The sequence below is a fragment of the Streptomyces boncukensis genome, assembly GCF_011045075.1.
GTDB classification, from domain to species: domain Bacteria; phylum Actinomycetota; class Actinomycetes; order Streptomycetales; family Streptomycetaceae; genus Streptomyces; species Streptomyces boncukensis.
Genome location: NZ_JAAKZZ010000324.1, coordinates 1 through 8,727, shown reverse-complemented (window position 1 = coordinate 8,727; position 8,727 = coordinate 1). Strand labels below are relative to the sequence as shown.

Annotated in this window: 8 protein-coding genes; 6 read left to right on the top strand and 2 right to left on the bottom strand. The window is 72.9% G+C overall.

Annotated features, from left to right (window positions below; all coding sequences use genetic code 11):
• Window positions 1-93: 93 nt before the first annotated feature.
• Window positions 94-1,386, top strand: coding sequence for a histidine kinase (locus tag G5C65_RS25280; protein ID WP_165301233.1), 1,293 nt, complete (start codon window positions 94-96; stop codon window positions 1,384-1,386).
• Window positions 1,387-1,795: 409 nt separating this feature from the next.
• Here G5C65_RS25280 and phoU read toward each other — a convergent pair whose 3' ends face one another.
• Window positions 1,796-2,494, bottom strand: a complete 699-nt coding sequence (phoU, locus tag G5C65_RS25275) for a phosphate signaling complex protein PhoU (RefSeq protein WP_165301232.1) — start codon at window positions 2,492-2,494, stop codon at window positions 1,796-1,798.
• A 273-nt stretch (window positions 2,495-2,767) separates the two neighbouring features.
• Here phoU and phoR point away from each other — a divergent pair, with 273 nt between their 5' ends.
• Together phoR and phoP are read left to right on the top strand one after the other, a co-directional pair.
• Window positions 2,768-4,123, top strand: coding sequence for a two-component system sensor histidine kinase PhoR (gene phoR, locus G5C65_RS25270; RefSeq protein ID WP_165301231.1), 1,356 nt, complete (start codon window positions 2,768-2,770; stop codon window positions 4,121-4,123).
• A gap of 5 nt (window positions 4,124-4,128) precedes the next feature.
• On the top strand, window positions 4,129-4,800 hold the full coding sequence (phoP, locus tag G5C65_RS25265) for a response regulator (protein WP_478501610.1): 672 nt from the start codon (window positions 4,129-4,131) through the stop codon (window positions 4,798-4,800).
• Window positions 4,801-4,912: 112 nt separating this feature from the next.
• On the opposite strand, the gene G5C65_RS25260 is transcribed toward phoP, so the two are convergent.
• Complete coding sequence (locus G5C65_RS25260; protein ID WP_165301229.1) at window positions 4,913-5,692, bottom strand: copper chaperone PCu(A)C domain-containing protein; 780 nt, start codon at window positions 5,690-5,692, stop codon at window positions 4,913-4,915.
• Window positions 5,693-6,273: 581 nt separating this feature from the next.
• Between G5C65_RS25260 and G5C65_RS25255 the strand changes: the two genes are divergently transcribed.
• The 3 genes from G5C65_RS25255 to ispF all read left to right on the top strand — a co-directional run bounded on the left by G5C65_RS25255 (window position 6,274) and on the right by ispF (window position 8,622).
• Window positions 6,274-6,756 carry a CarD family transcriptional regulator gene (locus G5C65_RS25255; protein WP_016472332.1) on the top strand — a complete coding sequence of 161 codons (483 nt, stop codon included), beginning with the start codon at window positions 6,274-6,276 and terminating at the stop codon, window positions 6,754-6,756.
• A 620-nt stretch (window positions 6,757-7,376) separates the two neighbouring features.
• Entirely contained in the window at window positions 7,377-8,141 is a 765-nt protein-coding gene (gene ispD / locus G5C65_RS25250; RefSeq protein ID WP_165301228.1) for a 2-C-methyl-D-erythritol 4-phosphate cytidylyltransferase, read from the top strand.
• Window positions 8,131-8,622: a 2-C-methyl-D-erythritol 2,4-cyclodiphosphate synthase gene (ispF, locus tag G5C65_RS25245; protein WP_165301227.1), complete on the top strand. Its 492-nt coding sequence runs from the start codon at window positions 8,131-8,133 to the stop codon at window positions 8,620-8,622. The genes ispD and ispF overlap by 11 nt, the downstream gene beginning before the upstream one ends.
• The last annotated feature ends 105 nt before the right edge of the window (window positions 8,623-8,727 follow it).

The following is an 8,727-nucleotide window of genomic DNA, read 5'->3' as shown; positions in this document are numbered from 1 at the left end:
AGGCAGGCGGGAGGGCGCGGCGGCAGCTCTCCGGCGGGGCGGCGCGGCAGGCCGTGGGCGCGGTTTCCGCGGGCGCGGTCCTACGCTCGACAAGTGAGCTTCTTCCTCCCCGGTGAGCTGCGGGAGCAGCCGTCCGGCGGCCCGCCGCGCCGGAGCGCGCGCGACTGGCTGGTCGACACGGCGCTGTTCCTGTGGGCGGTCGTCTGGTGGGCGGCGATGACCTCGCTCCTCCAGGACCACGACTACCTGCCCCACTGGCTCGTCGTCACCGACCCCGTGCTGGGCGGTCTGCTCTGCCTCTCGCTGTGGTGGCGCCGCCGCTTCCCGCTGGCCGTCGCCCTGCTGGCGGTTCCGGCGAACGCGCTGACGGACAGCGCGTTCGGCGCCCTGATGGTCGTCATCCTCAGCACGGCGATGCGGCTGCCCTGGCGCAGCGCCACGGTCGTCCTGGTGCTCTACCTCGGCAGCGGCGCGCCCTACCTGCTGATCTACACGAAACCGCACGAGGGCGGCTGGCCGGTGGTGGCCTTCGCGCTCGCGTACTACCTGGTCTTCTTCGCCTGGGGCCGCGCCGCGCGGGCCCGGCGGCAGCTGGTGCTGCGGCTGCGCGAGGACGCCGAGCGGGCCCGCGTCGACCACGCGCGGCGGCTCGGCGCCGCCCGCCGCGCGGAGCGCCGCGCCATCGCGCGGGAGATGCACGACGTGCTGGCGCACCGGATCTCCCTGCTGTCCGTGCACGCGGGCGCTCTCGCCTACCGCACCGAGCAGACCGCGGCGGGCGGCGGGCCGGCCCTCGACGAGACGGAGATCGCGGAGAGCGCCGCGGTCATCCGGGACAACGCCCACCAGGCGCTGGACGAGCTGCGCGAGGTGCTGCACGTGCTGCGCGCCGACGAGGAGGACGACGAGCACGGTCCGGCGCCGGGCGCGACCGTCGGCCAGGGCGGCGGGCCGCACCGGCCCCAGCCGGGGCTGGCGCTCATCGGGACGCTGGTGTCCCAGGCGCGGGAGTCGGGCCAGCGGGTGCGCTACGAGGACGCGCTGCCCGGGGCGGAGCCCGCGCCCCGCGCGCAGCTCCAGCGCACCGCCTACCGCGTGGTCCAGGAGGGGCTCACCAACGCCCGCAAGCACGCGCCCGGCGCGCAGGTCACCGTACGGCTCACCGGCGCCCCGGGGCACGGCCTGACCGTACGGGTCAGCAACCCGCTGCCCGACTCCACCGCCGCCAGCGGGATCCCCGGCGCGAACGCCGGGCTGACGGGGCTGCGCGAACGGCTGGAGCTGGAGGACGGCACCCTGCACCACGGCGTCAGCGACGGCGTCTTCACGCTGCTCGCCCGGCTCCCCTGGCCGCACGCCGAACGGCGCCCGGGGCCGCACCCATGACGCGGTCCGCACTCATGACGCGGGGCCCTGGCCCGTCGAACCGGCCAGGGCCCCGCGCTGCCCCGCGAGGGGCATCAGGAGTCCGTACAGAGGACCTCAACCGCAGTTGCCACCGCACTGGCAGGGGCCTCCGGACTGACAACCGCACCCGCACCCGGGTCCGCACGAGCAGCCGGTCATGTTTCCCTCCTTGGCTGGCGCCGCCCAATATGCCGGTTGCGGTCCTTCCCTCCCGCCCGCCTGCGAGGCCGGTCCGGGCCGACCGCAACCATCGGGTTGGAAGCCCCCTCCCTCGGGAAGGAGCGGAGTCACTGAGCGCCATTCGACCCCCTGGGCGTCTGAAGTGCACGGGCGCGTCGGGGGCGCGTAGATGCATGAGCGCTTGCGCCAGGGGCGCCGCGCGCCGGGCTCAGCTCGGTTCGACGGGCGCCGTTCCGTCGCTGCCCGCGGCGGCGGGGTCCATCTCGTCCGCGTAGTCGCCCGTGACGAGGTACACCACCCGGCGGGCCACCGAGACCGCGTGGTCGGCGAACCGCTCGTAGTAGCGGCCCAGCAGCGTCACGTCGACGGCTGTCTCGATGCCGTGCTTCCAGCGGTCGTCCATCAGGTGCTGGAAGAGCGTGCGGTGCAGCAGGTCCATGGCGTCGTCGTCCTGCTCCAGCTGCATCGCCAGGTCGACGTCCTTGGTGATGATGACCTCGGCGGCCTTCGCCATCAGCCGCTGCGCGAGCTGCCCCATCTCCAGCAGGGTGGCCTGCAGGTCGCGGGGCACCGGCGACTGGGGGAAGCGGAGCCGGGCCACCTTCGCGACATGCTGCGCCAGGTCGCCCGAGCGCTCCAGATCGGCGCTCATCCGCAGCGAGGTCACCACGATCCGCAGGTCCGTGGCCACCGGCTGCTGCCGGGCGAGCAGCTGTATCGCCCGGGTCTCCAGGTCGCGCTGGAGGTCGTCCACCTTCTCGTCGGCGGCGATCACACTCTCGGCGAGCTTCAGGTCCGCGTCCAGCATCGCCGTGGTGGCGCGGCCGATGGCGGAGCCGACGAGCCGGGCCATCTCGACCAGGCTGTCCCCGATCGAGTCCAGCTCCTCGTGGTACGCGTCCCGCATGGCTGTCCTTCCCTCGCACGTGGAGTTTCCGTGCTGCCGTGTGCGCTGTGTATCCGTTGCTGTCCGTGTCCGGGTGGTCCGGCTTCCGGGTGTTTGTCGTTCCGGTCGTACGGTCCTACGGCCCCTACGCTCCCACGCTCCGCCCGGAATGCGACGGGCCGCGGCCTCCACAGTGAACCCCAGGCCCCTTCCGGGTTAACACTGGGCGACAGCTCCCTGAGCTGCCCCGGAGAGGGCTGGGGGGTTGTCCCCGGCGGCGCATAGCCTGGAGGCATGGACGTGAACGCGGCGGTCGCCGCAGCGGCAGCGATAGCCGGGCTGTGCACCGGCGTCATCGCCATGCTGGCGTTCCGCTGGAGTGAGCGCGAGCAGGCCCGCCCCACGCGGAGCTCGCTGCACACCGAGGTGGCGCTCCCCCCGGGCGTCGACACCGTCCTGTCCGTGCTGCGCTCCTCCGCCGTCGTGCTGGACGAGAGCGACGCGGTGGTGAAGGCCAGCTCGGCGGCGTACGCGCTGGGCCTGGTGCGCGGCGGCAAGCTCGCCGTGGACCCGATGCTCCAGATGGCGCGCGACACCCGCAGGGACGGCGAGATACGGCAGATCGAGCTGGACCTGCCCCGGCGCGGCACCGGAAGGGGTGATGCCCTCGCGGTCTCCGCACGCGTGGCTCCGCTCGGCTCCCGGCTGGTGCTGCTGCTGGTCGAGGACCTCACCGAGGCCCGCCGGATCGAGGCGGTGCGCCGCGACTTCGTCGCCAACGTCAGCCACGAGCTGAAGACCCCGGTGGGCGCGCTCTCGCTGCTCTCCGAGGCGGTGCTGGACGCCGCCGACGAGCCGGAGGCGGTCCAGCGCTTCGCCGGCCGGATGCAGAACGAGGCGACCCGGCTGACCAACCTCGTCCAGGAGCTGATCGACCTCTCCCGGGTGCAGAACGACGACCCGCTGGAGGACTCCGAGTCGATATCCGTGGGAGAACTGGTGACCGAGGCGATCGAACGCAGCCGCCAGGTGGCCGACAGCAAGCAGATCACCCTCGCCGCCGGGGGCACCGAGGGCCTGCACGTATGGGGGAACCGCGGCCAGCTCGCCGCCGCGCTCGGCAATCTCGTGGAGAACGCCGTCAACTACTCCCCGGCCCGCACCCGGGTCGGGGTGGCCGGACGCAGGATCGCCGCGCCCGGCGGCGACCTCGTCGAGATAGCCGTCACCGACCAGGGCATCGGGATCTCGGAGCGGGACAAGGAGCGGATCTTCGAGCGGTTCTACCGCGTCGATCCGGCCCGCTCCCGGGCCACCGGAGGGACCGGCCTGGGGCTCTCCATCGTCAAGCACGTGGCCGCCTCGCACGGCGGGGAGGTCACCGTATGGAGCGCCGAGGGACAGGGCTCCACCTTCACCCTGCGGCTGCCGGAGGCCGGCAGCGCCCGGGAGAAGGCCGAGGCCGACAGGCGGAGTCGCAACCGCCTGTCCGGCGCACTACAGGAACCGGCTGCCTTCGAGGACGAGGAGCAGCCCCATTTCGATGAATCCGATGAAGCCCGAGAAGCTCACGAAACAGCCGACTCCGCCGATACCGCCAACTCCGCCGATACCGGCAAGAGACTGTCTGCCCCGGAGGTCCTCCCGTGACCCGAGTGCTCGTCGTCGAGGACGAGGAATCGTTCAGCGACGCACTGTCGTACATGCTGCGCAAGGAAGGTTTTGAGGTCGCCGTGGCGGCCACGGGTCCCGAGGGGCTCGACGAGTTCGAGCGGAACGGCGCCGACCTCGTGCTGCTCGACCTGATGCTGCCGGGCCTGCCCGGAACGGAGGTGTGCCGGCAGCTGCGCGGCCGTTCCAACGTGCCGGTCATCATGGTGACCGCCAAGGACAGCGAGATCGACAAGGTCGTCGGACTGGAGATAGGAGCCGACGACTACGTGACCAAGCCCTTCTCCTCCCGCGAGCTGGTCGCGCGGGTCCGCGCCGTGCTGCGGCGGCGCGGAGAGCCGGAGGAGGTCACCCCGGCGGCCCTGGAGGCCGGTCCCGTGCGGATGGACGTGGACCGGCACGTGGTCACCGTCGCGGGCGGCAAGGTGGACCTGCCGCTGAAGGAGTTCGACCTGCTGGAGATGCTGCTGCGGAACGCGGGCCGGGTGCTGACCCGTATGCAGCTCATCGACCGCGTCTGGGGCGCGGACTACGTGGGCGACACCAAGACGCTGGACGTCCACGTCAAGCGGCTGCGCGCGAAGATCGAGCCCGACCCCGGCGCCCCGCGCTACCTGGTGACCGTCCGCGGCCTCGGCTACAAGTTCGAGCCCTGAGCCGACCGGTCGCCGGGACGGCGGTCGCGCGCTTCCCCGCCGGGGGCGCGGGGAACCGCGCGACCGGGCCGCAGTGCGCCCGCGGCCCGCGGAGCCGGTTCGGTGCGAGGCATCAGTGCGAGGCAGGGGCCCCGGCCCCGGACGAGGCGGACGCGTCCGCACCGCCCGCACCCTGAGCGGCTCCCCCGTCGCCCCGCGCGCCCTCTGCGCCACCCTGCTCGCCGTCGCCCGACGACGCCGAGTCCGACGGCGAGGAGGCGCCCTCGGCGCTGTCCCCGTTCTGCTCGCCGTTCTGCTCGCCGCTCTTCGCGTCGTCCTGCTCGCCGCTCTTCGCGTCCTGGTCGCGCTCCGGCGCCGAGCGGCGGGGCTCGGGCTGCACACTCGGCCCCACGTCGTCGTGGCCGTGCCTCGCGGGCACCACCGTCGCCCGCAGCTTCACCTCGCCCGTGCGGCTGAGGTCGAACGTGACGGGCTGCGCGTTGCCGTTCCGCACACCGGCCGCCTCCGCGTCGGTGAGCAGCGCCGCGGCGTTGCCCTTGCCGCCCAGCGCCAGCGAGCCGCCGGCCGGGACGGTGAGCGCCTTCTCGCCCGGCGCGGGGGTGAGCTTGGCGCGGGTGCCCGAGCCCACCGTGACGGACCGCAGCGTCTGGTCCTTCTTGCCGTCGTTGAACAGGCGTCCGGTGACGGTGGCCGCCCCCGACCCCTCCTCACCCTCGGCGTCGGTGACGACGTTGACGTTCTGGGCCTTGATGGCACCGACCTTCGTCGCGGCGTTGTCCGGCTTGATGTCCAGCGTCTGGGCGTCGTTCCCCGCACCACAGGCGGTCAGCGTGGCAACGGCGAGCGCGAGGGCGGTGGCGGCGAAGGTGCCGCGTCGAAGGCTGCTGCTCACGGCGGCGGCAACTCCTAGGCGAGCTCGGCGGCGGCACCCTGGTGATCGCGGTAGAGCGCGGTCGCTCACGTGCCGGTCGCGTACGGATGGCTTCTCGTGCGGGCTCAGGTTACCGACACCCCGTGGGCGCCCCGCACCCGACCCTCCAGCAGGCCCGCGTGTCACCGCTGAATACGCCCCGCTCAGCGAGAGGGCCGGCATCCGTACGGGCGATTCGGGGGAATGCGCGGACGCTTCCGCGCCGGCTTCCCCCGCGCTTCAAGAATTGATCAACGGCGCCCTCCCGGGCTCATTGATCAATTCTGCGAAAAGGGCCGGCGACGCGCGAAGTGATCATTCCCTACAGACGGACAAAACGGTCAACTGGTGGCGTGCGCCCCGCCCGCCCGGCGCCCGGGGCGCACGTTTCCCGGCGTGCGTGGAGGGGCTCTCACCTGCGGATACCCGCTTGCAATGACTGCCCAAAGCACGATATGGGGCCGGTTGTCAAGCCCCGAGATATGCCCTGACCTGCGAAAACGCCATTCAGAAGAAGGCGTTCCCGTGTTACCCTGGATAGCCACGGAAGGGGTACCTGACACATGACGTTCAAGGTTGGCGACACCGTGGTCTATCCCCATCACGGGGCCGCGCTGATCGAGGCCATCGAAACGCGCCAGATCAAAGGCGTGGACAAGACCTACTTGGTTCTGAAGGTTGCGCAGGGCGACTTGACGGTTCGTGTGCCAGCGGACAACGCGGAGTTCGTGGGCGTACGCGACGTAGTCGGTTCGGACGGGCTGGACAGGGTCTTCGAGGTGCTCCGCGCGCCGTATGCCGAGGAGCCGACCAACTGGTCCCGCCGTTACAAGGCGAACCTGGAGAAGCTGGCGTCGGGCGATGTGATCAAGGTGGCCGAGGTCGTGCGCGACCTGTGGCGCCGTGAGCGGGAGCGTGGCCTTTCCGCAGGTGAGAAGCGGATGCTGGCCAAGGCCCGGCAGATCCTGGTGAGCGAGCTGGCCCTCGCGGAGAACACCAACGAGGACAAGGCCGAGGCCCTGCTCGACGAGGTGCTCGCGTCCTGACCCGCAGATGACGACGCGGGACGACGCGCGGATGACGACGCGCGGATGACGACAGGGCGGCCGACGGCCGCGGTGCGGAGGGCCCCGGCGGCCGCTCCGGCGGGTGCCGTCGGCGCCAACCGGCAGGCAGATGGCGGGAGGGCGTGTCCAGCGGGCTGAACCAGTGGCAGTCGGCCGGTCGCCGTGCACCACGCGTCGACGTACGGCGCGCTGGGCTGCCCTGGGTCCGCCGGGTCCGCCATGGGTTCCGCGCCGTCGGTTCCGTCGGCGTGTCGCCGCACCCGTCACCGTCATACGCGAGCCGTCGGACCGACCTGCTGGGCGGGAGCTCTCAGACACCGCATCTCAGACACCGCCGCGGTGCCGAGGTGCCGTACGTGGGCATGGTGCCCCACGTGTCACCGGGCGCCGCGGCGTGTGCGCGGCCGAGCTACCCTCTGCACTCATACAGGGCACTCATACAGGCTGTACTCGTACACGGCAGGGCCGCGCTGTGGCGTGCCGGGCCCGGGCGGCTGGCTCGACCGGCGTTCACGGAAGGGTCCGGTCGGCGCGTCGCGCCCGGCACTCCCCAGGCCATACCCAAATCGGCTGAGGACACAAACCTGAACGCGCTACCGATGTCAATCGATTCCCCAGGATCCGATGAATCCGGCGCCCGCACGGCCGTCGTCATCCCCGCCGCCGGGCGGGGCGTGCGGCTCGGGCCGGGCGCCCCCAAGGCGCTCCGCGAGCTGAGCGGCACGCCGATGCTGGTGCACGCGGTGCGGGCGACGCACCGGGCCCGCGCCGTCTCGCTCGTGGTCGTGGTGGGCCCGCCGGACGGCACCGCCGAGGTCCGCAATCTGCTGGACGAGCACGGGCTGCAGGACGTCGAGGTCGTCCCCGGCGGCGAGACCCGCCAGGACTCCGTACGGCTGGGTCTGGCGGCGCTCCCCGCCGGGATCAGCACCGTCCTGGTGCACGACGCGGCCCGCCCGCTCGTCCCGGCCGACACGGTGGACGCGGTCGCCGCGGCCGTGCGCGAGGGCGCGCCCGCGGTCGTCCCGGCGCTGCCCGTCACCGACACCGTCAAGGAGGTCGAGCCGCGCGCGCCGGACGCCCCCGCGCAGACCCCCGAGCCGGTCACCGGCACCCCCGACCGCTCCCGGCTGCGGGCCGTGCAGACCCCGCAGGGCTTCGCGCGCGACGTGCTCGCCGAGGCGCACGCACGGGTGGCGCGGGAGGGCGAGGGCGCCACGGACGACGCCGGGATGTGCGAGCGGATCGGCGTCGAGGTGGTGGTCGTCCCGGGCCACGAGGAGGCGTTCAAGGTCACCAGGCCGCTGGACCTGGTGCTGGCCGAGGCCGTGCTGGCGCGCCGGAGGGTGAACGATGGCTTCTGACGGCGCCCCGCTGCCCCTGGTGGGCATCGGCACGGATGTGCACGCCTTCGAGGAGGGCCGCGAGCTGTGGTGCGCGGGCCTGCTGTGGGAGGGCGAACGCTACGGCCTGGCCGGGCACTCGGACGGCGACGTCGCCGCGCACGCCGCCTGCGACGCGCTGTTCTCGGCCGCCGGGCTGGGCGACCTGGGCGCGCACTTCGGCACCGGCCGCCCCGAGTGGTCCGGCGCCTCCGGCGTGACGCTGCTCGCGGAGGCGGCGCGGATCGTCCGGGCGGACGGCTGCCGGATCGGGAACGTGGCGATCCAGGTGATCGGCGTGCGGCCGAAGATCGGCAAACGCCGGGACGAGGCGCAGTCCGCGCTCTCGGCCGCGGTGGGTGCCCCCGTCTCCGTCTCCGGTACGACCACGGACGGCCTGGGCCTCACCGGCCGCGGGGAGGGCTTGGCGGCCCTGGCGACGGCGCTGCTGTCCCGGCGCTAAGCCGTGACCGGCGGAACCGGCGCATTCTACTGTGGGCGTCCTCACTTCGCCGCAATTTTGGCAATGGTTTTCATGTAAGGTGCCGGGCCATGCCCCCCATACGCC